The organism is Novosphingobium sp. MMS21-SN21R, from assembly GCF_031846015.1.
Classification (GTDB): domain Bacteria; phylum Pseudomonadota; class Alphaproteobacteria; order Sphingomonadales; family Sphingomonadaceae; genus Novosphingobium.
Map to the genome: position 1 here is coordinate 2664106 of NZ_JAVRDU010000001.1, position 24486 is coordinate 2688591.

Genomic DNA, 24486 nt, shown 5'->3' on the forward strand with positions numbered 1-24486 from the left:
GACTAACCCGCCGCGCGTTCGCGGAAGCTCGTCTGTCCAAACAACGATAGCGCGTCGGCCGTGTTCATCGGGCGGCCGAAGTAATAGCCCTGGATCTTCTTGCAGCCGAGCTTACGGATCATGTCCAGTTCGGCCTCGGTCTCGACGCCCTCTGCCGTGGTCGACATATCGAGGCTGTCGGCCATGGCCACGACGGCGCGCACGATGGCGAGACTTTCAGGATTGTCCTTGGCCGCGCCCTGCACGAAGCTGCGATCGACCTTGATCGTCGAGAAGCGCATGCGCCGCAGGTAGCCGAGCGACGAATACCCCGTGCCGAAATCGTCGAGCGCCACGCCGCAGCCGATGCCCATCAGGTTCTCGAGCGTCTGCTGCGCTGTTGTGCCATCGCGCACGAAAATGCTCTCGGTCACCTCGATCTCGAGCCGATGCGGCGGCAGGCCGGTGGAAGATAGAGCGCCAACAACGGCTTCGGGGAAGTAGGGATCGAGCAACTGCTCGCCCGAGACATTGACCGCGATCTTGACATGCGGCGGCCAGTTCATCGCTTCAAGGCATGCAGTGCGCAGCACCCATTCGCCAATCGGCACGATCAGGCGCGTGTCCTCGGCGAGCGGAATGAACTTCACCGGGCTGACGAAACCGTGCTCGGTGCTGTTCCAGCGGATCAGCGCTTCGAAGCTGACAACCTCCTCGGTGATCGCATCAACGACGGGCTGATACATCAGCGAGAACTCGTTGCGCTCAAGCGCGTGGCGCAGCGAGAACTCGAGCTTGCGGCGCTCTTCTGCGTGGGCGTGAAGCGATGGTTCGTAGAGGCAATGCCGCCCGCCGCCCTCGTCCTTGGCCCGGTAAAGCGCGAGATCGGCGTTGCGAAGCAGCGTTTCCACGGTCGAACCGTCACGCGGCCCCACCGCCGAGCCAACGCTGGCGCCGACGTAGAGCGTGTGATGATCGACCTCGTAGGGGCGCGACAGGGTGGAGATGATCGCCTGCGCCAGTTCGTCGATCCGGGTGGTGTCCGCAGCATCGCGCATGACCACGCCGAATTCGTCACCGCCCAGGCGGCCACAAACTTCGCCGTCGCGGGTAATCAATCGCAGCCGCTCGGATACCATCGCCAGCAACTGGTCGCCGACAAGATGGCCGAGCGTATCGTTGACCGCCTTGAACCGGTCGAGGTCGATCATCAAAAACGCACAATGCGTGCGCCACTTCTCGGCATAGCCCATCGCATCGCCGACCGCCTCGGTCAGCATAAGACGGTTGGGCAGGCCGGTCAGAGTATCGTAGCGAGCAAGGTAGGCGATCTTCTCTGCGCTTTCGCGCTGTTCGGTCACGTCCGAACCGACGCCGCGGAAACCTACGAACGCACCGTTCTCGTCAACCTTGGGTGAGGCCGAAAGCTCCCACCAGCGATGGTTTCCATGCAGCGTCACGCGCACCAGCAGGTTAGAGAAGCTCTCACGCCGCTTGAGCCGCTCGGCGAGGTCGTGCAGGCTCGAATGGAAGTGCCCACTATCCCATGAGGGACCTGCGATGAGTTGTATCAGCGGCTTGCCGTCTGCGTCCTCGGGGTCTTCGCCCAGCGCAAAGGCAAAGCGCGGGGAAACCGACCGCACGCGGCGGTTGGCATCGACCTGCCAAAGCCAGTCGGCATCGCCTTCCTCGAACTCGCGCAGCAGCAAGGACACGACTTCGCTCTTCTCCGCCATGCCCGCTTCGGCCACGCGCGCGCCAAGGAAAGTGCGTGCCGCCTCGACCGCGCCGACCGAGACGATGGCAACGAAGGCGGATACGACAGCGGCAGAGGTAAATTCGCCCTCGAACAGGAATACACCCAGCGCCGAAATGCCGACAACAACGGAGAACAGCACGGTTGCCATTGGCATCGCGGCAAACGACACGGCCATGCCAGTCATCAGCATGGCCAGTACGGTCCATAGCGTCATGCGCTCGGTCTCGGTCCCGAACGGACCGAAGAGCAGCATCGGAACGGCCCAGACCAGTGCGACGAACAGCGAGCTTAAAGTCTGGCGGTGCATTTCCTGACGGCTGATCCGGCGCCGGTCAGCATCGATCAATGTGCGATCAAAGCGTGCGCCTGAAATCAGCACGCCGACCAGCAAAGCCATCCATCCGACCAGTAACAGGGGGTGAATTTGCGCGCTGTAGGTCTTCAGCACCAGCAGGGCCGCGAGCGCGTGGCCAAGCAAACGCGCGAAAGTCAAACGGGCAAGGCTTGAATATTGAAGGCCGCGCAATCGGCTCCAGTCCCCTTCCGCCGGATCGCGCAATCCGATGACGGCAAGCACAGGCAGTCTGGCAGGTGCAGAATCGCTGGGGGGTGTTCGCGTGTAAGTCACGCAGGGACAATTACAGTCTATTCATTAGCCAATCGTAAGCGACGAAACGATCGGGACGGCGCCCGCGCGCAAAAAAAATGGCCCGCCGCACCCCGAGAGGCACGACGGGCCGGACTTTCCTCCCCAGGAAAGGTCCTTGTAGGCAGCCAGTCACTTGAACCTTTGCAGGTTAGCGACCCATCGCGCTGCCAAGCCGGTGGTAGAGATGCGAGAACTTCACCGATTCAGGCTGGTCCTCGATCGCTTTGAGATAGTGCAATACGGCTTCGCGGATCAGCTTGAAGTCCTCGGTCGAGAGGACCGCGCGGGCACGAGCAGGTTCAGCCATTGTCAGTCTCCTTGGATCTTCGTGGCACGATTGCCGCGAAACATCACAGCCCTCAGGCGGCGAATTGGTTCATCGTGTTGGCGGCGCCGCCAGCCTTGAGTGCGGCTTCACCGGCGAAGTATTCCTTGTGATCATCACCGATGTCGGAACCCGACATGTTCTGGTGCTTCACGCAGGCGATGCCCTGGCGGATTTCCTGCCGCTGAACGCCCTTGACGTAGCCAAGCATGCCCTGTTCGCCGAAGTACTCCTTGGCGAGGTTGTCGGTGCTCAGCGCAGCCGTGTGGTAGGTCGGCAGTGTGATCAGGTGGTGGAAGATGCCCGCCTGCGCCGCTGAATCACGCTGGAAGGTGCGGATGCGTTCGTCAGCTTCGTCAGCCAATTCCGTGCCGTCATAATCCACGCTCATCAGCTTTGCCCGGTCGAACGCGCTGACGTCCTTGCCCGCCTGCTCCCATGCATCGAAGACCTGCTGGCGGAAGTTGAGCGTCCAGTTGAAGCTCGGCGAGTTGTTATAGACCAGCTTGGCGTTCGGGACGACCTCGCGGATGCGGTTCACCATGCCGCCGATCTGGCCGATATGCGGCTTCTCGGTTTCGATCCACAGCAGGTCGGCGCCGTTCTGCAGCGAGGCGATGCAGTCCATGACACAGCGGTCTTCGCCGGTTCCCGAGCGGAACTGGAACAGGTTCGAAGGCAGTCGCTTGGGGCGCATCAGCTTGCCGTCGCGGGCGATAAGGACGTCGCCGTGGCTCAGGTTCGCCGGATCGACTTCGTCGCAATCGAGAAAGGCGTTGTACTGATCGGCAAGGTCGCCAGCTTCGCGGGTGAATGCGATCTGCTTGGTCAGGCCTGCGCCGAGCGAATCGGTGCGGGCAACGATCACGCCGTCATCGACGCCGAGTTCCATGAAGGCGTAACGGACTGCGCGGATCTTCGCGAGGAAGTCCTCGTGCGGAACGGTGACCTTGCCGTCCTGATGGCCGCACTGCTTTTCGTCCGAAACCTGGTTCTCGATCTGGATGCAGCACGCACCTGCTTCGATGAACTTCTTGGCGAGCAGGTAGGTCGCCTCGGCATTGCCGAAGCCTGCGTCAATATCGGCGATGATCGGCACGACGTGCGTTTCGAATTCATCGATCTTGTGCAGGAGGCGGTGGGTGTTGACCGCGTCGCCGGCAGCCTTGGCCGCATCGAGATCACGGAACAGCATGCCGAGTTCGCGGGCGTCGGCCTGCTTGAGGAAGGTGTAGAGTTCAGCGATCAGGTCTGAAACGCTGGTCTTCTCGTGCATCGACTGGTCGGGCAGCGGACCGAATTCGCTGCGCAGCGCGGCAACCATCCAGCCCGACAGGTACAGGTAACGGCCCTTGGTGGTGCCGAAGTGCTTCTTGATGGAGATCATCTTCTGCTGGCCGATGAACCCGTGCCAGCAACCCAGCGACTGCGTGTAGTTGGCGGGGTCCGCATCATAGGCAGCCATATCGCGGCGCATGATCTTGGCGGTGTAGCGCGCGATATCGATGCCGGTCAGGAAACGGTTCTGCAGGCGCATGCGCGCAACTGAAGCGGCTTCGATGCCGTCCCAGGTCTGGTCGAAAGGTGCGATGGCCTTGCGCGCCTCGGCGATGGTCTGCTGGTAGGTCATGGTCCCGATTCCCTTGCTCGGCGAAATGTTCGTCTGAAGCGGAGATATGCCTGATGCTGCGGTGCAGGAATGGCCTTCGCAGTCTTGTTGTCAAACTTTACAGGATATGCTTGTAAAGTTGTGCAGTACACACAGGAACCCATGTCATGGCCTTACGACCGCTCTATCTCGGCCCGCGTCTCAAGCGGTTGCGCCGCGAACTGGGCCTGACCCAGCAGGCCATGGCCGACGAACTGGGCATATCGCCAAGTTACATCGCGCTGATCGAACGCAACCAGCGCCCCCTGACCGCCGACCTGCTTCTGCGGCTGGCGCGGGCCTACAAGCTCGACATGGCGGACCTTGCGGCGGATGATCGCGACGATTACGCGCGCCGCCTGTCCGACAGCTTGCGCGATCCGATCTTCGCCGACATCGACCTGCCCCCGCTGGAAGTGGCCGACGTTGCCGCCAGCTTTCCAGGTGTGACCGAAGCGCTGCTCCGCCTTTACGGTGCGTGGCAGCGAGAGCAGCAGGCGCTGGCGGAGCAGCGCCATGCCGAACCCGGCAGCAGCGCCAGCGACCCCGTGGGCGAAGCGCGGCGATTTGTGGCCGCGCGGCGCAACTACTTCCCTTCGATCGATTCGAAGGCGGAGGAACTCGCCGCCGCGCTGGACAAGGCGGGCGGGCCGCAGGAATGGTTGCGCGCGCAGGGCGTGCGGGTGCGCTTCATGCCGCCAGACGTGATGATGGACGCGATCCGGCGCTACGATCGCCACAATGAGCAGCTCCTGATCGACGATACGCTCTCGCCATCAAGCCGGACGTGGCAAGTGGTGCAGCACATCGCCTACACCGCGCTGCGTCCCGAGATCGCGGCCATCGTGCGGGGGGAAAGCTTTGCCAGCCAGACGGCGGCGAACCTCGTGCGGCGAGCGCTGGCGGGCTATGCCGGGGCCGCGCTGCTGATGCCCTATGACCGCTTCGCCCGCGCGGTGGACGCGCGCCGCTATGACATCGAGGCTCTGGCGGGGCTGTTCGGCACCAGCTTCGAGCAGGTGGCGCACCGCCTGACCACGCTGAACAGGCCGGGACAGGAGCGCGTGCCGTTCTTCTTCATCCGGGTGGATGCGGCGGGCAACGTATCCAAGCGACTCGACGGTGCGGGCTTCCCGTTTGCGGCGCACGGCGGCGGATGCCCGCTGTGGAGCGTTCACGATACCTTCCGCACGCCGGGGCAAGTCGTCACGCAATGGCTCGAACTTCCGGACGGGCAGAAATTCTTCTCTCTGGCGCGGACGGTGACGTCGGGCGGCGGTGGCTTCGACCGCTTCCGCACGACACGCGCCATCGCGCTGGCCTGCGCTGCGGAACATGCGCCGAGGCTGGTCTATGCGGCCGGTGCCGATCCCAAGGCGGCAGTTGCCACACCCATCGGCGTTACATGTCGCCTTTGCCACCGGGCACAATGTACCGCGCGGGCCGAGCCACCGATCGGACGAGAAATCCTGCCCGACGACTATCGCCGCGCCGCAGAGCCGTTCAGCTTTGCGGAGAGTTGAGCCAGTAGCGGATCACCGTGGCGACCGCGCCGAGCGCCAGAACGCTCCCCAGCCAGATCGCTGCCATCCAGCCGAGACGCTGCCATAGCGGGCGCGCCTCGGCCTGTTCTGCTCCATCGAGGCGCGGGTCAATGATAGCCATGGCTGTCCACCTTCCCGCGAAATACCCAGTAAGCCCAACCAGTGTAGATCAGGATGAGCGGCATGATCAGGCCTACGCCGACCAGCATGAACACCTGGCTGCGGTGGGGCGCGGCGGCATCCCAGATCGATACGCTCTGCGGCACTACCCATGGCCACATCGACGCGCCCAGGCCGATCATGCCGAGCAGGAACAGAACCAGCGTAAGCACGAACGGCAGCCACGCGTGCCGGTTGCCGAGCGAGCGGAGCAGCGTGAAGGCCACGATCCCGGTTATGACCGGCACCGGCGCCAGCCAGAAGATCATCGGCTCGGTGAACCAGCGCTGGAAGTATTGCCCGGCGAGGAACGGCGTGGCGAGGCTGACGGCAGCCATCAGGCCCAGCGTCGCCCATGCGGCCCATTTCGCATAGCCGAACGCCTTGCTCTCGGCCGTGCCCTCGACCTTCAGCGCCAGCCAGCAGGAGCCGAGCAGGGCATAGCCCGCAACGACGCCCGCGCCGGTCAGCAGCGAGTAAGGCGAGAGCCAATCGAGCCAGCCTCCGGCATAAGCGCGGCCTTCTACGTGCACGCCCTGCAGCAGCGCACCGAGGATGATCCCTTGCGACAGCGCGGCGACCAGCGAACCTGAAAAGAATGCCATGTCCCAGAACGCGCGATGGCGAGGATCGCGCCAGCGGAACTCGAACGCAACGCCCCGGAACACCAGCCCCAGCATCATCGCGATGATCAGCGGGTAGGTGGCGGGCAGGATGATCGCATAGGCCAGCGGAAACGCGGCGAGCAGCCCGCCCCCGCCCAGCACCAGCCATGTCTCGTTGCCGTCCCACACCGGCGCGATGGCGTTCATCGCCTGATCGCGCTCCTCGCCCGGTGCGAAGGCCGGGAAGAGGATGCCGATGCCGAGGTCGAACCCATCCATCACCACATACATGAACACGGCAAACGCGATGATCAGCGCCCAGATCACGGTGAGGTCGATCATTTTACCGCTCCTTCGGCCTGTTGGGCAGGCGTGATGCCTGCAGAGCGGATGGGGGCACGCTCGTCCTGCTCAGGACCATCTTCATGGGGGTGCGGTGGATCGCGCATCAGCCGCAGGATGTACCACGTGCCGACGCCGAACACCGCGAAATAAACCACCACGAAAGCCAGCAGCGAAGCGGCTACGGCAGGCGCTGCGATCGGGCTGACCGAGTCGGCAGTGCGCAACAGACCATAAACCGTGAATGGCTGCCGCCCGACCTCGGTGGTGACCCATCCGGCAATTACTGCGACAAACCCGGATGGCCCCATGACGATCGCGGCGCGATACAACGCGGGCCAATCATAGAGCCGCTTGCGCGCCCGTGCGACCAGGCTCCACAGCCCGAGGCCGAGCATCGCGAAACCGAGGCCCACCATGATGCGGAACGACCAGAACACGATCCACACCGGCGGACGGTTCTCTGGCGCGATGGTGTCGAGTCCGGCCAGCGGCGCGTTCAGGTCATGCTTGAGGATCAGGCTCGATGCCTTGGGAATGCCGATGGCGAAGCGCAGCGTCTGCGCCTTGTCGTCGGGGACCCCGAACAGGTAAAGCGGCGCGCCATCGGGGTGTGACTGGTAGTGACCTTCCATCGCCATGACCTTGGCCGGCTGATGCTCCAGCGTGTTGAGGCCGTGCATGTCGCCTGCGAAAATCTGGATCGGTGCGACAATCGCCGCCATCCACATCGCCATCGAGAACATCAGCCTCGCGTGCAGGTTGGCGCGGTCCTTGAGCAGGTGCCATCCGCCCACCGCGCCGACCACGAATGCCGTCGTCAAGTAGGCGGCAATCACGGTGTGGACGAGACGGTAAGGGAAGCTGGGATTGAAGATGATCGCGGTCCAGCTTGGCCCCGGCAGGAACTGGCCGTGCGCGCCGATCTCGAACCCGGTGGGCGTCTGCATCCAGGAATTTACGGAGAGAATCCAGAACGCCGAAATGAACGTGCCGACCGCCACCATCAGGGTTGCGGCGAAGTGGAGGCGCTTGCCTACCCGCTTCATGCCGAACAGCATCACGCCGAGGAAACCGGCTTCCAGAAAGAACGCGGTCAACACTTCATAGGCCATCAAAGGCCCGATCACGCCGCCGACCCTGTCCGAAAACACTGACCAGTTGGTGCCGAACTGGTAGGACATGACGAGGCCCGAAACGACCCCCATCGCAAAGGCCACCGAGAAGATCTTCAGCCAGTAGCGGAACAGGTCGAGATAGAGCGTCTTGCCGGTTTTCAGCCAAAGCCCCTCGAGCACGGCGAGATAACTCGCCAGCCCGATGGAGAAAGCGGGGAAGATGAAGTGAAAGCTCACCGTAAAAGCGAATTGCATGCGCGCCAGCACCAGTGCGATGCCGTGCGGATCGAGTCCTGCGAACATTGATATTCCCCCGAAACGGGATCGGCGTCTTCTGGCGGCGCCTTGCGGTGCTGCCTAGGCCTGCCCGGCCAATAGCCAAAGTGAAATTCTCGGCGTACGATTGCAGTTTTTGCAATTGGAAAATGCGCCGCGCCGCACGAATGTTCCGGTAAACTTGCAGACAGGGGCCATGGCGGCTATCGGCGCCGCTCTTTCCGGTCCTTCGAGGTACCCGCATTTGTCCAAGATCATTCCGCTTGCCGATGTCGATTCCGTTCTGGTGGAGCAAGTGCTCGACCAGGCGTTCGAACCGGCGCGGCACCAGCGAACCGCCTATAAGGTACGCGCGGGCACCGAAGCGCTCGGCAACCTGTCGTTCGCCGCGCTTGATGACGACGACATGCTGGCAGGCTCCATACAGTGCTGGCCGGTCGGGCTGACCGACCCCAAGGGCCGTGTCCACCCGATGATCATGGTCGGGCCGGTCGCCGTCCTGCCACACCTGCAAGGGCACGGCTTCGGCAAGGCGCTGATGACCGCCGCACTGACCGCAATCGATCCCCGCGCGCCGCTGCCGCAGGTGCTGATCGGTGATCCGGAATATTACGGTCGCTTCTTCGGCTTCTCCAACGCTCAGACCGGTGGATGGCAGCTTCCCGGCCCGTTCGAGCAGCACCGCTTGCTGTGCCGCACCGCCAATCCCGCCGTCTTGCCGCAAGAGGGCATGTTGGGGCCTTGGCTCCGCTGATCCGATCTGGCATCGGCGGTCTGTGCCTTATGTACCGCCCCCCGAACTCGCTTCGCTGAGCCTTGCCGAATTGGCAAGCGAGGTTGCAGCGCGCAAACTGCCCCCGCTCGACCAATGGGCCCCGCAACAGAGCGGCGACAGCGAGATGCGCATTGCCGCCGATGGACGGTGGTATCATCAGGGCGGGGAAATCCGCCGCCCGGCGATGGTGCGGGCGTTTTCTTCACTTCTCACTCGCGATGCCGAAGGGCAGCACTGGCTGGTCACGCCGTTCGAACGGCTGTCTATCGAAGTCGACGACGCCGCCTTTATCGCCACCGACATGCAGGCCAAGAACGATGAACAGGGCCGCACCGCGCTGGCGTTCCGCCTGAACACCGACGATCTGGTCGTCTGCGGGCCTGACCATCCGATGCGGGTGGGCGGCACGGTGGATGTGCCTGCGTTCTATCTTGCCGTGCGCCACGGCACCGAGGCGCGGCTTAACCGCAGCACCTATGGCCAGTTGATCGACCATGCGCTTGCGATTGGCGGCGACGAGCTTGCGGTCGAAAGCAACGGCATACGCTTTGCGCTGGTGCCCGGCGCATGAACCTGTTCGACCGACTGACACTACTCTACGACGAGGGCCACCGCGACCCGGCACGTGACCTCTACGAAGACTGGCGTCCCTTGCCGGAAGACCCGTTGCGCCCTGCCGCCGTGCTGATCGCGGTGACCGATCGCGGCAATCACCCGGATGGCCCCGGCGTGCTGCTGATCCACCGGCCATCACATATGCGCGCCCATCCGGGGCAGGCCGCATTCCCCGGCGGCAAGATCGATCCCGGCGAAACGCCGCGCGAGGCAGCCCTGCGCGAGGCCTATGAAGAACTGGGCATCCGGCCAGAGGACGTGACCGTGATCGGCGAGACCGACCGATTTCGCACCGGCACCGGCTATGACATCACGCCAGTGCTGGCGATGATCCCGGCCGACTTGCCACTCTCGCCCAACCCTGCGGAAGTTGCCGACTGGTTCGAACCGCCGCTCGGCTTCGTGCTGGACAGCGCGCGGCATGAATGGAAATCTGCCGAGTGGAACGGACGCAGCGGGCGCTATATCGAGATCATGTGGAACCAGCATCGCATCTGGGGCGTGACCGCCGCGATCATTTCGAACCTGTCCAAGCGGATCGCCTGGCATGACTGAACGACTGCCCGAAACGGCATGGGCCAGACGCGGGGACCTTGCCGCACTGGTCGCCGCGCTCGATCCGCAAGCGCAAGGCAATTGCCGGTGGGTGGGCGGCGTGGTGCGCGACACGATCCTCGGGCTGGAACCCAAGGACATCGACATGGCAACCACCCTTGTACCCGACGAGACCGCGCGGCGCCTGACGGACGCCGGGATAAAAGTGGTGCCCACGGGGATCGCGCACGGCACCGTCACAGCGGTCCTGCCAGGCGGTCCTGTCGAGATCACGACCTTGCGCCGCGACGTCTCGACTGATGGCCGCCACGCCACTGTCGCCTTCTCGGCCGAATGGCATGACGATGCCGCCCGCCGCGATTTCACAATCAACGCGCTCTATGCCGACCCGCAGACGCTCGCGGTTTACGACTATCACGGAGGCCTTGGCGATCTGGCGGACCGCCGCGTGCGCTTCATCGGCGATGCCCGCCAGCGCATCCGCGAGGACTTCTTGCGCATCTTGCGCTACTTCCGCTTCCAGACCCGCTTCGGTTCGCTGCCGGCGGACGAAGAGGCGGAATCTGCCGTGTCGGAGCTAGCGCCGGGGCTGAAAGGCCTTTCGCGCGAGCGGGTGGGCTGGGAACTGATGAACCTGCTCGGCCTTCCCGATCCAGCACCGACCGTCAGGCGCATGGCCGAGCTTGGCGTGCTGGAGCAGATCCTGCCCGAAGCAGACCCGGCGGGGCTTGCGGCGCTCAGCGCCCTCGTAACCCATGAGCGTACTTCAGGCATCAAAGGCGATGCGCTGCGCCGTCTTGCCGCCCTCCTTCCCGCCAGCACCGCAGTGGCCGAACAGGTCGCATCGCGGCTGCGCCTGTCATTCGCGCAGCGCAAACGGCTGTCCTCATCGGCTGCGCGCGAAAGCAGCGCTGCCGATGCGCGCGCGCTTGCCTACCGCATCGGCATGGAAGAGGCGCATGACAGATTGCTTTTGAACGGTGCCGACGTTGCCCCCCTTGCCGGTTGGGATGTGCCCCGGTTTCCGCTCAAAGGCGGCGAAGTTGTCGCACGCGGGGTCAGGGCCGGACCCGAGGTTGCGCGCGTGCTGCGGGCGGTCGAGGAACGCTGGGTTACAGAGCAGTTTCCGGACGCCGCGCGAGTCTCCGCATTGCTCGATGAAATCCTGGCGCATACCAGCGCACGAGGCGATTGACGGTCATTACCGCGCTGCGCACGCCCGGCATCGGTTTGGCTCTGGCGAAATGCTTGAGCCGGTCTTCGGGGATCATGGCCAGAGCGTCACGGCTCAGAACCAGCTTGCGCGCATCGGGCACAAAATTGGTGGAATCCTGCCAGAAGCGTCGGCATGCCGTGGCATAGAACATCGGCCTCGGCACATTGCCATTGTTGGGTTGGCCTCGGTGGCGGATCCGGTAATCCCAGACCATGCAATCACCGCGCGGAACGCTGCGCCATACCGTGCCTTCCGCCGAAGCCGGAGCCCGGACCTCGCGCTGTGTCCCGGGAAGAAACTCGGTACACCCGTTCTCGTCGCCCACATCGACGAGCGGGATGGAGATCGTCAGGGCAAACGGCGGGAGGGTTCGGGCGAGGTCGCCGTCCTCGAAAAGATGCGGACTGTCGGAATGAAGCTTCTGAATATCAGATCCCGGAAAGGAGCTGATCACGCCGAACGATTCGTAGACCCAGTCGTCGTCCAGAACCTCATCCAGCAGGGACAGCAGAGCGGGGTGCTGCAGGAGGTCCATGCAGCCGCTCATCCGCCCGGCAATCGGGACAAGCCCGTTGATACGGTTGGCGCCCACCACCCACACATCTTCGGGAAGCGGCGCTTTGAGGTCGAACACGCCGGGAATGGCTTTGCGCAACGAGGCGCGAAGCGCATCGATCTGCCGCGCAGGCCAGAGTGCCTGCAGGCCAACCACACCATCGCGCAATAGAGCCAGCGCTGCCGCATCTGCCGCTTCGGCTCCGAAATGCGCGATGCCGCCGGTCACGTTACCCCTTCCACTCGCGGCGATCTTCGGCGGCGCGCAACACTTCGTAGGAGACTTGCAGCTTCTGGAACTGCTCGGCAGCCGCCTTGTCGCCGGGGCGGACATCGGGGTGGACTTCCTTGGCCTTCGTCCGCCACGCCTTTTTCACGGCGTCAAAATCGGCGTCGGGATCGAGCCCGAGCATTTCGAGCGCGCGCAATTCGTCGCGGCTGCGAGTGCCATCGCCAGAGCCGCCCCATTCGGCCCATGCCGCCTGCCGAAAACCGGACGTTTCGCCGCGCTCTTCTGCCTCGCGCTGCTCAGCCTCTTCCTTGTCGAGGCCTTCGAAATAGTTCCAGCCCTGGTTGTATTCCGCCGCATGGCGCGGGCAGAAATACCAGCGGTCCGGGTTATTCGGAGACTTGGGCGCAGGGCAATCGCCCTTCTCGTCGCAACCGGCGCGATCACACAGGCGCACCTGCGCCGCCTCGCGCGCGCCTTCATAGCCGCGCCAGCGGGGAAAGCCCCAGTCAGAAGATCGCCCGTGTCGCGCCATACGTCCTGTCAAAGCCGCACAATGCGGGAAAGGTCAAGATGGGAAGGTGGCCCGCAAATGCAAAGGCCCGGACGATTGCGCCCGGGCCTTCAGACTTTGCGAGACGGTTCAGTTTACGGTGACGGTAACCGCACGGCGGTTGCGCGCCCACGAATCCTCGTCGGACCCGATCGCCAGCGGGCGTTCCTTGCCGTAGCTGACGGTGGTCACCCGGCCCGGGTCGATGCCGAGGCTGACGAGGTAGTTCTTGGCGGCATTGGCCCGGCGTTCACCCAGCGCGATATTGTAATCGCGCGTGCCGCGTTCGTCGGCATGGCCTTCAATGGTGATCGCCTTGGACGGATAGCGGCCAAGCCACTGGGCCTGGCTTTGCAGCACGCCCTGATCGGCCGCGTCGATGTTGTAACGGTCGGTGTCGAAGTTGACCGTATCGGACATGACCGAGGCGAGGAAGTCTGCCTGACTGCCGGGAACCGGACCGGTCGGCTGCATTGGCGGGGGCGTCGTCTGCGTGGTGTTGGCAGTGCCCGGCTCGGGCGGCAGTTCCTTGGGTTTGGACGCGCAGGCGCCCAAGCTCAGCGTAAAGGCGGCAAGGCCAGCGATCATCAGCGGACGGGACATCAGGTGCTCCTTTCGGATGGGGACGAAGAGGGACGGCGCATGGTGATGTTTGCACCGCACAATGGCAAGTGACTCAATTCACCCTTTGCGATTTACGCTGTCAGGGCAGAACCGGCCCCCATGATGGGTCGGAACCATCGACCGGGGTATTGAGTTTCCGCTCGTTTCGGCCGGTGAGATCGACCTGCCAGATGCCGGTCTTGCCGCTACCGCGCTCGGTCCGGAAGAACTGGATGATGCGGCCATTGGGCGACCAGGTCGGTGCCTCATCCTGCCAACTGTCTGTCAGCAAACGCATATCTCCGCCCGACGGAGTGGTGACGCCGATGCGAAAATTGCCTGCGATGTTGGTGAAGGCGATCTGGTCGCCGCGCGGGCTCCATTCCGGCGTCGCCGCCCGACCTCCGAAAAAGCTGATGCGCTTCTGGTTCGATCCATCGGCGTTCATGACGTAGATCTGCTGCCCGCCCGAACGGTCGCTCTCGAAAACAATGCGGCTGCCATCGGGCGAGTACGATCCGCCGACATCAAGTCCCGGCGAATCGGTCAGCCGGGTGGAGGCTCCGCCGTTTACCGAAACGCGGTAGATGTCGGTGTTTCCGGCAATCGCCATCGAATAGAGAATCGACTTCCCGTCGGGCGACCAGCGCGGCGAAAAGGTAGGATTGGTGCTGGAAGTCACCAGCTTTTGCTGGCCGGTGCCGATGTTGTAGATGTAGATGCGCGGCGCGCCATTGAGGTAGCTCAGGTAGACGATCTGGCTGTAGTCGGGCGAATAGCGCGGGGTCAGTGCGGTGGCTTGCCCGTTGGTGATGAAGCGGTGGTTGGCGCCGTCCGAATCCATGATCGCCAGCTGCTTGCGGCGGCGGTCCTTCGGGCCGGTCTCCGCGATATAAGCGATCTTGCTGTCGAAAAACGGGCTTTCACCGGACAGACGCGAATAGACCATGTCTGCGCATTTGTGGGCGGCGCGGCGCCACTCCTCAGGTTTCACCACATAGCCCTGCCGCGCCAGTTCGCTGCCGAGCGCGACGTCATAGAGATAGCAGCCTACGGTCAGCTTGCCGTCGCCATTCGCCTTGACGAAGCCCTGCACCAGCATTTCGGCCGAGCGCCCGCGCCAACCGTCAAAGGCAGGCGCGGCGACTTGCGGGAAATCGATGGGGGGCAACGCATCTGGGCCGACCGGCTTGAACAACCCATTATTGCGCAGATCGTTGAAAACGACACGCGCGACGTTGCGCCCCAGAGCCTCTGTGTTTCCACCTTCGGCTGCAGTGGAGACGCTCTCGTTGGTCGGGAAAGCGGGGATGGCGATGCCGAGGTCCTGCCACTCGCTTTCGTCGGTAACCGATCCCGTGAGCCCCTCTTCTTCGGCTGCCTGGGGAACCGCGGACGACGGCACCGCCGCCTGCTGCGCCACGACCATCGCAGGGATAGTCAACAAGGTGCCTAACAGGAGAAGATCACGAAGTTTCATTGGGACAACCTCTTGTCGAACCGGAACGCCGAAATGCGCTTCCAGTTGGCATAATATTCATCGGGCAGATCGAACGGCGCAGCAAGCTGGACCGCGCGTATCGCGAGTTCGACATGCCGCTTGGCCTGCGCCTCGTTCGACGGCGTGACGCCCGTCTGGCTGACCAGACGCGGGCGACCGACAAGGCTGCCGTCGGCATTCAGCTCCCACGCCAGCACGGTAACGAGCTTGTCGACGTCCACGCCTTGCGGCCCGGTCCAGTGCGCCTTGATCTGGCGCGCAATCGCGCTGGCAAGCGATGCCTTGACCTCTGGCCCGGCAACAGCTGCGGGCGGGGTCTTGGCCGTGCCCGGTCTCGACGATCCGGGTACGCCTTGGAGGAAGTCTGTGCCGATGCGGCTGCCACCGCTGGGCGCGTCGGGCCGGCGACGCGGGCTGGCGTCTGTGGGCTTCGCCGGCGTAGCTTTGGCGGGCGTAGCCTTGGGCTGGGGCTTCGCTGGCGTGGCCTTTGGTGCTGCCGGCGCAGGCTTGGGCGGAGCGGGCTTGGGCGGGGCTGGCTTCGGCTGCGGCTGCGGCTGAGGCCTTGTCGCAGGTGTGGGCGGCGCTGGAACCGGTTTTGGCTGGGGTTTTGGCTGGGGCTGGGGCGGCGCGGGCACCGGCTTGGGCGGCTCTGGCAGCGGCTGCGGCTGCGTCACCGGTTCAGGCTGCGGCTCGCCCAGTTCCGGCGCAACGTCGGGCGCGGCCTGCGCCATCGGATCGGGCGAGGTGGACTGGTCGGAAATCTCTTCGGAGAAGGTCACTTCCATCCGCTCGGGTGGAGGCTTGACCGTCTTTCCCGGCGGCGCAAGCGACAGGACGACGAGCAGCGCGACATGGGCTGCGGCCGCAATGACCAGCCCTGCTGCTTCCTGCTTCGATAGTCCGGCTGCGGTGGGATCTCGCATCACTTTGGGCCTATTGCGGCGCGGATGAACTGTTGGTGACCAGCGAGATCGACTTGAACCCGGCAGCGTTCAACTCGCCCATCACGGCGGCAACGCGGCCCCAGTCGAGCACGCGGTCCGCGCGCAGCGTGACCAGCGGCGGCTTGGGCCCCTTGTTGAGGCTCGCGAGCCGGTCTGTCAGTTCGCCCGGCGCGAGCGGGTCCTCACCAAGAAACACAGAGCCCTGCGCATCGATGCTGACGGTAATCTGGTCCTGCTGCTGGTCGAGCGGATCGGCCTTGCTGTCAGGCAGGTCCACCGGCACGCCCGCTGCCAGCATCGGCGCGGTGACCATGAAGATGATCAGCAGCACCAGCATGACGTCGACCAGAGGGGTGACGTTGATCTCGCTCATCGCGGCGCGACCACCCCGGCCCCGCCGTCCACGGCCACCGCCGCCCCCGCCGAGAGACATCGCCACGGCTCAGGCCTCCAGTTCGCGGCTGAGCGAGGCGTGGAAGCGGTCCGAAAACCGGTAGAGCCGCGTTTCGAAGCGGTTCACGCGGTGCGAGAAGCGGTTGTAGGCGATGACCGCCGGAATGGCCGCGAACAGGCCGATCGCAGTGGCGAACAGCGCCTCCGAGATGCCGGGTGCCACGACGGCCAGCGAGGAATTCTGCTGCGCACCAATATTGAAGAAGCTGTCCATGATGCCCCAAACCGTGCCGAACAGGCCGACGAAGGGCGCGACCGAGCCGACCGTGGCGAGGAAATTGAGCCGGCTCGCCAGCGTATCGGTTTCGGTGACCACAGCGCCTTCAAGCGCGCTCGACAGGCGCTGGCGCGTACCTTCGCGGTCGATCGCCTTGCCCGAGGTGGAACGCCGCCATTCGGCCAGCGCTGCATTGACGAGGCGTGCCGAGGGCAGATCGCGGCCCTTGTTGTCTTTCTGGAACTGGTCGATGTCGCGCGCTTCCCAGAACTCGCGCTCATACTTGTCGCAGCCGCGCTGAATGCTGCCCATCTTCAGCGAAAAGCCGATGATGATCATCCATGTCCACACGCTGGCGAGCACCAGCCCCGCCATCACCGCCTGCACGACATAATCGGCATCGAGAAACAGCTTCACCGGGTTGAGCGAAGTCGGCGCGAAGGAAACGCCCTGGCTAAGCAACTCGAACGTCATGCGGATGGTAGTCCTTCAGCTTGCGATACAACGGTCTGGAATGCGGCCACCCAATCCGCCGGCTGGCGGCGCGGTCGGCCGGATGGAGCAACAAATGCCACTCGCACGCGGGCTTCGCACAGGAGCGTGTCGTCCCTGAACGCACGCTGCACGATCCGGCACGACGCAGGCGAAAGTTCGGCAACGTGGCTGCGGACGAGCACGGCGTCGTCGAGCTTGGCCGGACGCAGGAAGCGCAGATCCATCGCGCTCACGGCATAAGCGCCCTCGCCCGCCTCATGCGCGGCGCGCTGGTCGATGCCTAAAACGCGGAGCATGTCTGACCGGGCACGTTCGAACCAGCGCAAGTAATTGGCGTGATAAACCACGCCCGAGAGGTCCGTGTCTTCAAAATAGACGCGGACCGGGAACAGGTGCTCGTTTCCGTCGAAACGGCCGGAAGGCGGCTGAGGCAATGTCATTCGGGTCCGACCCTACCCTTGCCACGAGTCGTTGGGCAAGGGGTGGTTAACGCCTTAGCTGCGCAATAGCGCTTTTCAGCGCACCAACATCGGGCCGAGCGGCTGTCCGGCAAAGAGGTGCACGTGCAAGTGCGGCACTTCCTGATGGCTGTCGGTGCCAGCATTGGCGAGCAGGCGATAGCCCGGCGCAACCAGCCCGAGATCGCGGGCGACCTTGCCCACGGCCCGCACGAAGCCAGCGATCTCGGCATCGGAGGCCTTGGCCGAAAAATCGTCCCAACAGACGTACGCCCCCTTGGGAATCACCAGAACGTGGGTGGGAGCCTGCGGATTTATGTCGTGAAAGGCGAGTGCGAACTTGTCTTCATAGACCGTCTTGTTGGGGATTTCCCCGCGCAGGATCTTCGCGAAAATGTTCTGGTCATCGTAGGGAAGCGTGGCATCGACCGCCATGATCAGTTGCTCCTGCTGGCTTTTTCGGCAATTCCCGAAGTGCCTTCGCGGCGCTGCAATTCTGCCAGAACATCAGCAAGTGGCACGCCCTTGGCGGCCAGCAGCACCATCAGATGGAAGATCAGGTCCGCCGCTTCTCCGACCAGTTCATCATGGCTGCCGGCAAGCGCGGCGATGACCGTTTCGGTCCCCTCCTCGCCCACTTTCTGCGCGATCTTGGCCACGCCCTTGGCATGAAGCTTGGCGACATAGCTGGCGGTGGGATCGCCCTGAAGGCGCTGGGCTATAGTGGCTTCGAGCCGGGCGAGAATGTCGCTGTGTTCCATCGGCTCCGCATGGAACGGAGGCGCGCGGCGGTCAAGAGACCGGCGGCTTACTTGCGCCGTTTGGCGATCTGCCGGCCGACGATCAGCCCGACCAGACCCATTCCGAACAGTGCACCATCGGTGGGTTCAGGAATGGAAATGCCGCCCGCTTGCGCCATCGCAGGGGCGACAGTGGAAAGGACCGAGATGATGGCAAGGGTAACGCGAAGCACTGGGGGACGACCTGTTTTAGGCAAACCTTGCATGGCTCACCCCAAAACCCTGCCAGACCCTCCGATTCGGTATAACCCCTTACTTTGGTTGGTTAATGCCCCATTACGGGACGGCTCAGGAGACTTACGACCGCGCGGGCAATCCGGCTGCGCGCAACGCCGCGTGCGCTTCTGCAATCGAGTGCGTGCCGAAGTGGAAGATCGAGGCGGCCAGCACCGCGCTGGCATGACCCTGCGTAACGCCTGCAACCAGATGATCGAGAGTGCCGACGCCGCCGCTCGCGATCACCGGAACCGGCACCGCATCGGCAATCGCGCGGGTCAATTCAAGGTCATAGCCCTTTTGCGTGCCATCACCGTCCATCGAGGTGACGAGCAGTTCGCCCGCACCCAGTTCGGCCAGCTTGACCGCGTGGGCCAGCGCGTCAATCCCGGTGCCCTTGCGCCCGCCGTGGGTGAAGATTTCCCACTTGCCCGGACCCGTGCGTCGCGCATCGACCGATCCGACCACGCATTGCGCGCCAAACTTCTCGGCAATATCGCGCACCAGTTCGGGCCGTGCGACAGCGGCGGAATTGACCGCGACCTTGTCCGCCCCTGCCAGCAACAGCGCGCGGGCATCCTCCACCGCACGCACGCCGCCGCCGACAGTCAGCGGCATGAAGCAAACCTCGGCCGTCCGCGCGACAACGTCGAGCAGCGTGCCGCGGCCTTCGTGCGTGGCGGAAATATCGAGGAAGCAGAGTTCGTCGGCACCTGCCTTGTCATAAGCGCGGGCCTGTTCGACCGGATCGCCCGCATCGCGCAGATCGACGAAGTTCACGCCCTTGACCACGCGGCCATCGCGGACGTCGAGACAGGGGATGACGCGGACGCGGACGGTCATGGAAATTGCTCCGGGTGGCTGCACGCATCCTTCGACAGGCTCAGGATGAGCGGACTCTCACATTATCACAAAACCCCGTTCGTGCTGAGCCTGTCGAAGCACGCGCGCGGCACTTGTAGATTTCAGGCCTCGGCCATCGCAATCGCAGCGGCCAGATCGAGCCGCCCTTCGAACAGCGCCCGCCCGGTAATCACGCCCTCGATACCATCGACTTCGTGGATCTTGAGCATCCGGATATCATCCAGCCCCTTCACGCCGCCGCTGGCGATCACCGGAATGTCCACGCGGCGAGCCAGTTCCACGGTCGCCTCGATGTTCACGCCCTTGAGCAAGCCATCGCGGCCAATGTCAGTGAACAGCAGGCTGGCAACACCAGCGTCTTCGAACCGGCGGGCGAGATCGACCACTTCGACGTCGGAGACATCGGCCCAGCCTGCAGTCGCGACCATGCCGTCGCGCGCATCAACCGCGACGACGATGCCGCCGGGAAATTCCTTCGCCATGTCCTTGACGAACTGCGGGTCTTTGAGCGCTGCCGTGCCCATGACCACGCGGGACACACCGAGGTCGAACCAGCCCGAAACTGCCTCGCGCGTGCGGATGCCGCCGCCCAGCTGGACGTGGCCGGTAAACGCCTTGAGGATGCCTTCGACCGCCTCGCGGTTTTCCGCCCGGCCCGCGAACGAGCCGTCAAGATCGACCACATGCAGGAACTGCGACCCCGCCTGCGCGAAAAGCGTCGCCTGATGCGCGGGATCGTCGCCGTAAACGGTCGCGCGATCCATGTCTCCTTCGGCAAGGCGGACGACCTGGCCAGCTTTCAGGTCAATGGCGGGAAAGACGATCATGGCCCGCGCGCCTAGCAGCCGATTACGATAAACGGAAGACTTCCTTCGGCACATGCGTGACCCGGCACGCCAGATCCGCCTCGCCCGACGCGACAATGAAGCGGTCACCTGCGTCGACGATGCCGGTGGTGAACACCACGTCGCGCAAATAGAGCAGGTCTTCCAGCGGGCGCGTGAGTTCGGCGTCGGGTTCCAGCAGCGGAACGTGGCTGCCCGCGATCACCTCGGATGGGTCTTCGGCATCGAGCAGCGACCAGTAGGTGCGGTAGATGCCAACGATCTCCTTGGGCTCCACGCCATGCCACAGGCTCAACCAGCCTTTACGCCCACCCAGTTCAGTCAGGATCGGTGGCGCACCTCCGCCTATGCGCGCGGTCGCCGCGGTGCCTGCATGGGGACGGATACCCGGCTTGATATGTGGCTTCCAGTGCAGTGCATCGGGTGACCTGGCGAGGTTGATGGAGGGGCCGGATCGCCATTCGCTGCCCGGCGGATAAGCAAAGTATAGGTCACCAAGAGGCCGCGTCTGCGCCCAGTATTCACCCCGGACCAGCCCTTCGAAAATAAGCATGTCCTTGTTCTGGTGATCGAGCACGATCCCTTCGAACGTCCAGTCCAGCCCATCTGCCGAGGAATAAAGCGTGGTCGAATGGCGCTCCGGGCTGACCGAACAGGTCGTCATCAAATAGGCGCCCTCGCCCATCCGCGAAATGCGGGCGTCCTCGATGCCATAGCATTGGTGCGTGCCCTGCGGTGCGATGGCCTTGTCATAGTGGATCGCCACCACATCCAGTCCATCGGGCGACATTTCTACCGGCAGCAGCCACGATAGCGAGGTCAGCGCCATCACTCGCCACCCTCCGCCATGCAGCGTGAACTTGCGCGGATCGGCAGTGTCGGCAAGTTCCAGCGGCCAGCCATCGAGGACATAGCCGCCATCGTGCCAGCGGATCGCATGCACTCTTCCGTCATGGACAGGCTGGCGCAGCGCCTCGGCCACGCGGACCATCAGCAGGATATTCCCGTTCGGCAGCACGGTCATGCCGGGGTTGAACGTGCCCAGCACATACGTCTCGGCCCCGAAATGTCCCGCCAGCGGCGAGCGGTCGAGGTCGACCATGAAAGGGGTGAAGACGAGACGGTCGAACGGAAATGGGGTCATCGGGCTTGGCGCCTCCTTGTCGACAAAGGAAGCCGCCGCGAGGCCAAAGGGTTCCCTCAGGCTACCCCGTCAGGGTTTCCATTCGAGGAAACGCGAGAGCAGCGCGAGGCCGTAGGACTGGCTCTTTTCCGGATGGAACTGCACGCCCAGAATATTGTCGCGCGCCACGGCCGCAACGATCCCACCGCCGTGGTCGCTCATTGCCGCAATGTCCGCGCCCTCTTCCGGCACGAAGTGGTAGGAGTGCAGGAAGTAGGCTTCACCCGGCTCGATCAGTTCGGCCCCGCCAGCATGATGCATCGGCGCGACATCGTTCCAGCCCATGTGCGGCACCTTGATCGAAGGGTCTGCAGGCACGATTTCGCGCACTTCCCCGCCGATCCAGCCCAACCCGCCCGTCACGCCGTGTTCAACGCCGCGATCCGCCAGCAGTTGCATGCCCACGCAAATGCCGAGGAAAGGCGCGGCGCCCACCAGCACCCGCTCTTTCATCGCCTCGACCAGCCCCGGTACGCCTGACAGCGCGCCGATGCAGTGTCGGAACGCGCCGACGCCCGGCAGGACGATCCGGTCCGCCGTTCGCACCACGCTGGGGTCAGCCGTAACGACCACGCCCTCAGCGCCTGCCGCCTTCAGCGCATTGGCGACCGAACGCAGGTTGCCCGCGCCGTAATCGACCAGCGCCAGCGTTTCAGCCATGGTTCCCGCCTTCTGTGCCAAACCCCGTTCGTGCTGAGCCTGTCGAAGCGCGCGCGCCAGCGCGCTCGCGGCGCGCATCCTTCGACAGGCTCAGGATGAACGGGGGTCGGAAGGAAACCTTGTCAGCCACCGAGGATGCCCTTGGTTGAGGGCACGGCATCGGCCTTGCGCGGATCGATCGCCACGGCTTGGCGCATCGCGCGGGCAAAGCCCTTGTAGACGCCTTCGACAATGTGGTGGTTGTTCGAGCCGTATAGGCTTTCGATGTGCAGGGTTATTCCAGCTGCCTGAGAAATTGACTGGAACCAGTGTTCGAACAGTTCTGTGTCCATCTCGCCAAGGCGGGGCTGCGTAAACGCCACTTTCCACACCAGCACCGGGCGGCCCGAAATATCGAGCGCGACGCGGCTCAGCGCCTCGTCCATCGGCGAATAGGTGTGGCCGTAGCGGGTGATGCCCTTCTTGTCGCCCAGCGCCTGCGCGATGGCCTGGCCCAGCGCGATGGCGCTGTCCTCGGTCGTGTGGTGCTGGTCGACGTGCAGATCGCCCTTCACCCGGCATTCGATATCGATCAGCGAGTGGCGGCTGAACTGCTCGATCATGTGATCGAGAAATCCGATGCCGGTCTCCACCTTGTAGGTGCCCGTGCCGTCGAGGTTTACCGACACGGCAATGTCGGTTTCCTCGGTCTTCCGCGTGATCGATCCAGTGCGCATGAACGCGCCTATACGCCCCTCTTCTCGAGAATCAATCACCGTCCCCACTTGACCGGGGCTGCCTCCAAGGCCAGTTGTGACGGCATGAGCGATGCACCCGACAGCCTGATCCCCTATGACGAAATCGTGCAGGAGGCCCTGCGCGCCGTGGTTGGCCGGGTGCTGGGCGAAGTCGCGGCGGGCGGCGGCATGTTGCCGGGCACGCACCACTTCTACATCACCTTCAAGACTGGCGCGCCAGGCGTGGACATTCCTCAGCGTCTGCGTGAGCGCTTCCCTGACGAAATGACCATCGTCATCCAGAACAAGTTCTGGGACCTCAAGGTCGAGGCTGACCATTTCAGCGTCGGACTTTCGTTCAACCAGATTCCGTCAACCCTGGTGATCCCGTTCTCGGCGATCACCGCCTTTGTCGATCCCGCGGTGGATTTCGGCCTGCAGTTCCAGGCCGTGGTCGATGACGAGGCCGAGCCGGTCGAGCCTGCCGAAAACGATTCGCCGGAACAAGCCGACAAGCCCGCCGTTGATGGAGCCGATGACGGTTCAAACGTCGTCACCGTCGATTTCGGCAAGAAGAAATAGGGCGCGTCAGCGCCCGCAGCATTTCGAGGCAAGGGCATGGCAGGGAAGCGTAGCAAGGCAATGAATGCGGCCAAGGGCGCAATCGATAAAGTGCCGGCGCCCAGCCCCAATCCGATGACCAACCTTATACTTGCCGACGTCGCCCTGCGCGCAGGAGGCGCGCTTCTGCGTCGCGGCGTTGAAAAGGGGCTGGTCGGCAGCAAGCTCGGCGCGAAAAAGGCGGGCCGTGTAATCAAGGGTCGGTCGATGATGCAGACGCTGGTCGGGACGGCCATTGCCCGTATCGCCACGCGGTCGGTTCCCGGCGCGATCATCGTCGGCGGCGGGATGCTCGCCAAGACGCTTTATGACCGCAAGCGCACGCGCGAGGCCGAAGTGGAGGGCACTGCCGCGCTCGAAAAGCAGGCGGAGCGCGGCAAGAAGGTCTAACCTGCCAGCTTCACATCCAGCACCAGCACTTGCGGATTGTCGGCCCAGCGCAGGCCGGGAACAGGATGGGTGATGTCCCAGTTCGCCGCAAAGGCCCGGCGCGCGGAAAGATGCAGCCCCGGAACCGGCTTTGGCCAGTGCCAGAGCAATCCGCCAATCAGCGGTATCAGACCTTCCGCCCGCAACGCGTCTGGCGTGACGTCGTGCAAGTATTCTTTGCGCAGGTCCCGCAATTCCAGCACGATACGGCAGGCCCACGCGGGCATATGCAGCGCTCCTATCCACATCTCGTTGGGATCGAGAGGCGGCCTGCCCTGCCATCCCGTGCCGTCGCGGGCGCGCCGCCAGCCATCGGCAAAGACGACGAAATCCGCGCGGGCAAGGTCAGTCAGCAGTTCACTCCCATTCTGCATGCGACCCGGTGCGCAAGGTTCGCGCCCATAGATCCGCGCGCCTTGTGCCAGTTCGCCCAGACGGTGGCCCGCCGCGACCCGCAATTGTGTCTTGTGACCCTGCAGCAAGCCACGCGCCGAAGCGGGATCAAGGATCAGCGATGGCTCCACCGCGCCCTATTCGGAGGCATCGCGGCGAGGATCAAGCTCAGATTGCGTCGCCACG

The 24486-nt window shown here is 64.0% G+C and carries 30 protein-coding genes; 7 read left to right on the forward strand and 23 right to left on the reverse strand.

What is annotated here, in order from left to right; genetic code table 11:
- Positions 1 to 2: 2 nt before the first annotated feature.
- The 3 genes from RM192_RS12755 to RM192_RS12765 all read right to left on the reverse strand — a co-directional run bounded on the left by RM192_RS12755 (position 3) and on the right by RM192_RS12765 (position 4342).
- Entirely contained in the window at positions 3 to 2315 is a 2313-nt protein-coding gene (locus RM192_RS12755) for an EAL domain-containing protein (RefSeq protein WP_311507936.1), read from the reverse strand.
- Between the two features lie 220 nt (positions 2316 to 2535).
- Positions 2536 to 2694: a hypothetical protein gene (locus RM192_RS12760; RefSeq protein ID WP_311507937.1), complete on the reverse strand. Its 159-nt coding sequence runs from the start codon at positions 2692 to 2694 to the stop codon at positions 2536 to 2538.
- 52 nt (positions 2695 to 2746) lie between these two features.
- Entirely contained in the window at positions 2747 to 4342 is a 1596-nt protein-coding gene (locus tag RM192_RS12765) for an isocitrate lyase (RefSeq protein ID WP_311507938.1), read from the reverse strand.
- A gap of 146 nt (positions 4343 to 4488) precedes the next feature.
- On the opposite strand from RM192_RS12765, the gene RM192_RS12770 reads away from it, so the two are divergent.
- Complete coding sequence (locus RM192_RS12770; RefSeq protein WP_311507939.1) at positions 4489 to 5883, forward strand: short-chain fatty acyl-CoA regulator family protein; 1395 nt, start codon at positions 4489 to 4491, stop codon at positions 5881 to 5883.
- Here the strand turns inward: RM192_RS12770 and RM192_RS12775 are convergent.
- From RM192_RS12775 to RM192_RS12785, 3 genes are read right to left on the reverse strand one after another with little or no spacing between them, the layout of a single operon-like run.
- Complete coding sequence (locus tag RM192_RS12775) at positions 5864 to 6025, reverse strand: DUF2474 domain-containing protein (protein ID WP_311507940.1); 162 nt, start codon at positions 6023 to 6025, stop codon at positions 5864 to 5866. The genes RM192_RS12770 and RM192_RS12775 overlap by 20 nt on opposite strands.
- Positions 6012 to 7010, reverse strand: coding sequence for a cytochrome d ubiquinol oxidase subunit II (cydB, locus tag RM192_RS12780; protein ID WP_311507942.1), 999 nt, complete (start codon positions 7008 to 7010; stop codon positions 6012 to 6014). Before cydB ends, RM192_RS12775 begins: the two co-directional genes overlap by 14 nt.
- Entirely contained in the window at positions 7007 to 8431 is a 1425-nt protein-coding gene (locus tag RM192_RS12785) for a cytochrome ubiquinol oxidase subunit I (protein WP_311507943.1), read from the reverse strand. The genes cydB and RM192_RS12785 overlap by 4 nt, the downstream gene beginning before the upstream one ends.
- 217 nt (positions 8432 to 8648) lie before the next feature.
- Here RM192_RS12785 and RM192_RS12790 point away from each other — a divergent pair, with 217 nt between their 5' ends.
- Genes RM192_RS12790 through RM192_RS12805 form a run of 4 tightly spaced genes read left to right on the forward strand, consistent with a single transcriptional unit; the run spans position 8649 to position 11544 of the window.
- Positions 8649 to 9158 (forward strand): N-acetyltransferase, encoded by a 510-nt coding sequence (locus RM192_RS12790; RefSeq protein ID WP_311507944.1) that lies wholly within the window; start codon positions 8649 to 8651, stop codon positions 9156 to 9158.
- A gap of 22 nt (positions 9159 to 9180) precedes the next feature.
- Positions 9181 to 9750, forward strand: coding sequence for a DUF1285 domain-containing protein (locus RM192_RS12795; protein ID WP_311507945.1), 570 nt, complete (start codon positions 9181 to 9183; stop codon positions 9748 to 9750).
- Complete coding sequence (locus tag RM192_RS12800; protein ID WP_311507946.1) at positions 9747 to 10349, forward strand: CoA pyrophosphatase; 603 nt, start codon at positions 9747 to 9749, stop codon at positions 10347 to 10349. Before RM192_RS12795 ends, RM192_RS12800 begins: the two co-directional genes overlap by 4 nt.
- The gene (locus tag RM192_RS12805) at positions 10342 to 11544 is read left to right on the forward strand and encodes a CCA tRNA nucleotidyltransferase (RefSeq protein WP_311507947.1); all 1203 of its coding nucleotides are present in this window, start codon (positions 10342 to 10344) and stop codon (positions 11542 to 11544) included. Before RM192_RS12800 ends, RM192_RS12805 begins: the two co-directional genes overlap by 8 nt.
- Here RM192_RS12805 and RM192_RS12810 read toward each other — a convergent pair.
- The 16 genes from RM192_RS12810 to hisB all read right to left on the reverse strand — a co-directional run bounded on the left by RM192_RS12810 (position 11462) and on the right by hisB (position 22857).
- On the reverse strand, positions 11462 to 12349 hold the full coding sequence (locus RM192_RS12810; protein ID WP_311507948.1) for a phytanoyl-CoA dioxygenase family protein: 888 nt from the start codon (positions 12347 to 12349) through the stop codon (positions 11462 to 11464). The two genes, RM192_RS12805 and RM192_RS12810, sit on opposite strands and share 83 nt — an antisense overlap.
- A 1-nt stretch (position 12350) precedes the next feature.
- On the reverse strand, positions 12351 to 12884 hold the full coding sequence (locus tag RM192_RS12815; protein WP_311507949.1) for a J domain-containing protein: 534 nt from the start codon (positions 12882 to 12884) through the stop codon (positions 12351 to 12353).
- Positions 12885 to 12992: 108 nt separating this feature from the next.
- Positions 12993 to 13505, reverse strand: a complete 513-nt coding sequence (gene pal / locus RM192_RS12820; RefSeq protein WP_311507950.1) for a peptidoglycan-associated lipoprotein Pal — start codon at positions 13503 to 13505, stop codon at positions 12993 to 12995.
- 100 nt (positions 13506 to 13605) lie between these two features.
- Positions 13606 to 14985 carry a Tol-Pal system beta propeller repeat protein TolB gene (gene tolB / locus RM192_RS12825; protein ID WP_311507952.1) on the reverse strand — a complete coding sequence of 460 codons (1380 nt, stop codon included), beginning with the start codon at positions 14983 to 14985 and terminating at the stop codon, positions 13606 to 13608.
- A complete protein-coding gene (locus tag RM192_RS12830) occupies positions 14982 to 15929 on the reverse strand; it encodes a hypothetical protein (RefSeq protein ID WP_311507953.1) in 948 nt (315 codons plus the stop codon). The genes tolB and RM192_RS12830 overlap by 4 nt, the downstream gene beginning before the upstream one ends.
- A 10-nt stretch (positions 15930 to 15939) precedes the next feature.
- Positions 15940 to 16383 (reverse strand): biopolymer transporter ExbD, encoded by a 444-nt coding sequence (locus RM192_RS12835; RefSeq protein ID WP_311508630.1) that lies wholly within the window; start codon positions 16381 to 16383, stop codon positions 15940 to 15942.
- A gap of 9 nt (positions 16384 to 16392) precedes the next feature.
- The gene (gene tolQ, locus RM192_RS12840) at positions 16393 to 17094 is read right to left on the reverse strand and encodes a protein TolQ (RefSeq protein ID WP_311507954.1); all 702 of its coding nucleotides are present in this window, start codon (positions 17092 to 17094) and stop codon (positions 16393 to 16395) included.
- Positions 17091 to 17555, reverse strand: a complete 465-nt coding sequence (locus tag RM192_RS12845) for a YbgC/FadM family acyl-CoA thioesterase (RefSeq protein WP_311507955.1) — start codon at positions 17553 to 17555, stop codon at positions 17091 to 17093. Before RM192_RS12845 ends, tolQ begins: the two co-directional genes overlap by 4 nt.
- 75 nt (positions 17556 to 17630) lie before the next feature.
- Positions 17631 to 18008: a histidine triad nucleotide-binding protein gene (locus tag RM192_RS12850; RefSeq protein WP_311507956.1), complete on the reverse strand. Its 378-nt coding sequence runs from the start codon at positions 18006 to 18008 to the stop codon at positions 17631 to 17633.
- A gap of 2 nt (positions 18009 to 18010) precedes the next feature.
- Positions 18011 to 18334 carry a phosphoribosyl-ATP diphosphatase gene (locus tag RM192_RS12855; protein ID WP_311507957.1) on the reverse strand — a complete coding sequence of 108 codons (324 nt, stop codon included), beginning with the start codon at positions 18332 to 18334 and terminating at the stop codon, positions 18011 to 18013.
- Positions 18335 to 18381: 47 nt separating this feature from the next.
- Positions 18382 to 18546 (reverse strand): PEP-CTERM sorting domain-containing protein, encoded by a 165-nt coding sequence (locus RM192_RS12860; protein ID WP_311507958.1) that lies wholly within the window; start codon positions 18544 to 18546, stop codon positions 18382 to 18384.
- A 124-nt stretch (positions 18547 to 18670) separates the two neighbouring features.
- A complete protein-coding gene (hisF, locus tag RM192_RS12865; RefSeq protein WP_311507959.1) occupies positions 18671 to 19432 on the reverse strand; it encodes an imidazole glycerol phosphate synthase subunit HisF in 762 nt (253 codons plus the stop codon).
- A 122-nt stretch (positions 19433 to 19554) separates the two neighbouring features.
- Positions 19555 to 20280, reverse strand: a complete 726-nt coding sequence (gene hisA, locus RM192_RS12870) for a 1-(5-phosphoribosyl)-5-[(5-phosphoribosylamino)methylideneamino]imidazole-4-carboxamide isomerase (protein WP_311507960.1) — start codon at positions 20278 to 20280, stop codon at positions 19555 to 19557.
- A gap of 22 nt (positions 20281 to 20302) precedes the next feature.
- Positions 20303 to 21442, reverse strand: a complete 1140-nt coding sequence (locus RM192_RS12875) for a glycosidase (protein WP_311507961.1) — start codon at positions 21440 to 21442, stop codon at positions 20303 to 20305.
- 69 nt (positions 21443 to 21511) lie between these two features.
- A complete protein-coding gene (gene hisH, locus RM192_RS12880) occupies positions 21512 to 22141 on the reverse strand; it encodes an imidazole glycerol phosphate synthase subunit HisH (RefSeq protein WP_311507962.1) in 630 nt (209 codons plus the stop codon).
- Positions 22142 to 22263: 122 nt separating this feature from the next.
- Entirely contained in the window at positions 22264 to 22857 is a 594-nt protein-coding gene (gene hisB / locus RM192_RS12885; protein WP_311507963.1) for an imidazoleglycerol-phosphate dehydratase HisB, read from the reverse strand.
- An 84-nt stretch (positions 22858 to 22941) separates the two neighbouring features.
- Here hisB and RM192_RS12890 point away from each other — a divergent pair, with 84 nt between their 5' ends.
- Both RM192_RS12890 and RM192_RS12895 read left to right on the forward strand, forming a co-directional pair.
- A complete protein-coding gene (locus RM192_RS12890) occupies positions 22942 to 23439 on the forward strand; it encodes a ClpXP protease specificity-enhancing factor SspB (RefSeq protein ID WP_311507964.1) in 498 nt (165 codons plus the stop codon).
- Positions 23440 to 23475: 36 nt separating this feature from the next.
- Positions 23476 to 23868 (forward strand): hypothetical protein, encoded by a 393-nt coding sequence (locus tag RM192_RS12895; protein ID WP_311507965.1) that lies wholly within the window; start codon positions 23476 to 23478, stop codon positions 23866 to 23868.
- On the opposite strand, the gene RM192_RS12900 is transcribed toward RM192_RS12895, so the two are convergent.
- A complete protein-coding gene (locus RM192_RS12900; protein WP_311507966.1) occupies positions 23865 to 24431 on the reverse strand; it encodes a hypothetical protein in 567 nt (188 codons plus the stop codon). The two genes, RM192_RS12895 and RM192_RS12900, sit on opposite strands and share 4 nt — an antisense overlap.
- Positions 24432 to 24486: the final 55 nt, after the last annotated feature.

Coding starts and splice junctions, on each gene's coding strand:
- RM192_RS12760 (WP_311507937.1), bottom strand. CDS start 2,694: ATGGCTGAACCTGCTCGTGCCCGCGCGGTCCTCTCGACCGAGGACTTC.
- RM192_RS12765 (WP_311507938.1), bottom strand. CDS start 4,342: ATGACCTACCAGCAGACCATCGCCGAGGCGCGCAAGGCCATCGCACCT.
- RM192_RS12770 (WP_311507939.1), top strand. CDS start 4,489: ATGGCCTTACGACCGCTCTATCTCGGCCCGCGTCTCAAGCGGTTGCGC.
- RM192_RS12775 (WP_311507940.1), bottom strand. CDS start 6,025: ATGGCTATCATTGACCCGCGCCTCGATGGAGCAGAACAGGCCGAGGCG.
- cydB (WP_311507942.1), bottom strand. CDS start 7,010: ATGATCGACCTCACCGTGATCTGGGCGCTGATCATCGCGTTTGCCGTG.
- RM192_RS12785 (WP_311507943.1), bottom strand. CDS start 8,431: ATGTTCGCAGGACTCGATCCGCACGGCATCGCACTGGTGCTGGCGCGC.
- RM192_RS12800 (WP_311507946.1), top strand. CDS start 9,747: ATGAACCTGTTCGACCGACTGACACTACTCTACGACGAGGGCCACCGC.
- RM192_RS12805 (WP_311507947.1), top strand. CDS start 10,342: ATGACTGAACGACTGCCCGAAACGGCATGGGCCAGACGCGGGGACCTT.
- RM192_RS12815 (WP_311507949.1), bottom strand. CDS start 12,884: ATGGCGCGACACGGGCGATCTTCTGACTGGGGCTTTCCCCGCTGGCGC.
- pal (WP_311507950.1), bottom strand. CDS start 13,505: ATGTCCCGTCCGCTGATGATCGCTGGCCTTGCCGCCTTTACGCTGAGC.
- tolB (WP_311507952.1), bottom strand. CDS start 14,985: ATGAAACTTCGTGATCTTCTCCTGTTAGGCACCTTGTTGACTATCCCT.
- RM192_RS12830 (WP_311507953.1), bottom strand. CDS start 15,929: ATGCGAGATCCCACCGCAGCCGGACTATCGAAGCAGGAAGCAGCAGGG.
- RM192_RS12835 (WP_311508630.1), bottom strand. CDS start 16,383: ATGTCTCTCGGCGGGGGCGGCGGTGGCCGTGGACGGCGGGGCCGGGGT.
- tolQ (WP_311507954.1), bottom strand. CDS start 17,094: ATGACGTTCGAGTTGCTTAGCCAGGGCGTTTCCTTCGCGCCGACTTCG.
- RM192_RS12845 (WP_311507955.1), bottom strand. CDS start 17,555: ATGACATTGCCTCAGCCGCCTTCCGGCCGTTTCGACGGAAACGAGCAC.
- RM192_RS12850 (WP_311507956.1), bottom strand. CDS start 18,008: ATGGCGGTCGATGCCACGCTTCCCTACGATGACCAGAACATTTTCGCG.
- RM192_RS12855 (WP_311507957.1), bottom strand. CDS start 18,334: ATGGAACACAGCGACATTCTCGCCCGGCTCGAAGCCACTATAGCCCAG.
- hisF (WP_311507959.1), bottom strand. CDS start 19,432: ATGACCGTCCGCGTCCGCGTCATCCCCTGTCTCGACGTCCGCGATGGC.
- hisA (WP_311507960.1), bottom strand. CDS start 20,280: ATGATCGTCTTTCCCGCCATTGACCTGAAAGCTGGCCAGGTCGTCCGC.
- RM192_RS12875 (WP_311507961.1), bottom strand. CDS start 21,442: ATGACCCCATTTCCGTTCGACCGTCTCGTCTTCACCCCTTTCATGGTC.
- hisH (WP_311507962.1), bottom strand. CDS start 22,141: ATGGCTGAAACGCTGGCGCTGGTCGATTACGGCGCGGGCAACCTGCGT.
- hisB (WP_311507963.1), bottom strand. CDS start 22,857: ATGCGCACTGGATCGATCACGCGGAAGACCGAGGAAACCGACATTGCC.
- RM192_RS12890 (WP_311507964.1), top strand. CDS start 22,942: ATGAGCGATGCACCCGACAGCCTGATCCCCTATGACGAAATCGTGCAG.
- RM192_RS12895 (WP_311507965.1), top strand. CDS start 23,476: ATGGCAGGGAAGCGTAGCAAGGCAATGAATGCGGCCAAGGGCGCAATC.